Raw genomic sequence first — 1,499 nt, 5'->3', positions numbered from 1 at the left:
CACGATGCTTTTCGTCGTGAGCTTTAGATGTGTATAAGAGACAGCCGAAGCCCCCTCCGAGGCCACCCAGGGGCATCCGCAGCGCTGGCTGATCCTCGGTGTCATCTGTCTCGCGCAGCTGACCGTGCTGCTGGACAACACCGTGCTGAACGTGGCGATCCCCTCCCTCACCGAGGAGTTGGGGGCGGCCACCTCGGACATCCAGTGGATGATCAACGCGTACTCGCTGGTGCAGTCGGGCCTGCTGCTCACCGCCGGCAGCGCGGCCGACCGCTACGGCCGCAAGAAGATGCTGATCGCGGGCCTGGTGCTCTTCGGCGTCGGCTCGCTGGTGGCCGGACTCGCCCAGTCCACCGGCCAGTTGATCGCGGCGCGGGCCGGTATGGGTGTCGGCGGCGCGCTGCTGCTGACCACGACCCTCGCCGTCGCCATGCAGATCTTCACGCCCGAGGAGCAGCCGAGGGCGATCGGCATCTGGGCGGCGGTCAACGCGCTCGGCTTCGCGGCCGGTCCCCTCCTCGGCGGCTTCATGCTCGGCCACTTCTGGTGGGGCGCCATCTTCCTGATCAACCTGCCGGTCGCCGCGCTCGGCGTCGTCGCCGTGATCGCGCTGGTCCCCGAGTCGAAGAACCCACAGGGCGACCGGCCGGACCTGCTGGGCGCGCTGCTGTCGACCGTCGGTATGACCGCCCTCGTCTACGCGATCATCTCGGGCCCCGAACACGGCTGGACGTCGGGCCGGGTGCTCGCCACGGCCGCCGTCGCCGCGGTAGTCCTCGCGGGGTTCGCGTACTGGGAGAGCCGGATCCCGTACCCCATGCTGGACCTGGAGTTCTTCCGAGACCGTCGCTTCACGGGTGCCGTCGCCGGGGCCGTCCTCATCACCTTCGGCATGGGAGGGGCGCTCTTCCTCCTCACCCAGCACCTGCAGTTCGTGCTCGGCTACGACGCGTTGGAGGCGGGGCTGCGGACCGCGCCGCTGGCCCTGGTGGTCGTCGTCCTCAACTTCTCCGGGCTGTCGGCGAAGTGGACGGTGAGGCTCGGGATGCCGGTGTCCATCGCGCTGGGGATGGTGCTGATGGCGGGCGGGCTGGTCTCCATCGCCACGATGGCCTCCGGCGGTTACGCCGGGACACTGCTCGGGCTGGTGCTGATCGGGGTGGGCTGCGCGGTCGCCAACCCCGCGATGGCGCACGCGATCATGAGCGCGATTCCGCCCGCCAAGGCGGGGGTGGGCGCCGGGATCAACGGCACACTCGCGGAGTTCGGCACGGGGTTGGGAGTGGCGGTGCTGGGGGCCGTGCTCAACTCGCGGTTCGCGGCGCTGGTCCCGGTGGCGGCGGCGTCGTTGCCGGCAGCGTTGGCGGGGGCGGACACGGCGGTGGAGCGGGCCGCGGTGATGTCGGCGTTCTCCTCCGGGGTGGAGACGAGTCTGCTGGTGCTGTTCCTTATACCCATCTCCCGGCCCACAGGACAGGGAGAAAAATCCAATGCCGTTT

1 protein-coding gene is annotated in these 1,499 nt (G+C 69.7%); it reads left to right on the top strand.

Going from position 1 to position 1,499, the window contains the following annotated elements; genetic code table 11:
- Positions 1 to 88: 88 nt before the first annotated feature.
- Positions 89 to 1,499, top strand: a 1,411-nt coding sequence (locus tag P1P70_RS44505) for an MFS transporter (protein WP_319248173.1), incomplete at its 3' end; no start/stop codon positions are given.

The sequence above is a fragment of the Streptomyces sp. MB09-02B genome (genome assembly GCF_033794485.1).
In the GTDB taxonomy this organism is placed as follows: Bacteria; Actinomycetota; Actinomycetes; order Streptomycetales; family Streptomycetaceae; genus Streptomyces.
The sequence above is the reverse complement of the archived record's forward strand: the minus strand, read 5'-3'. Positions and strand labels throughout refer to the sequence as shown.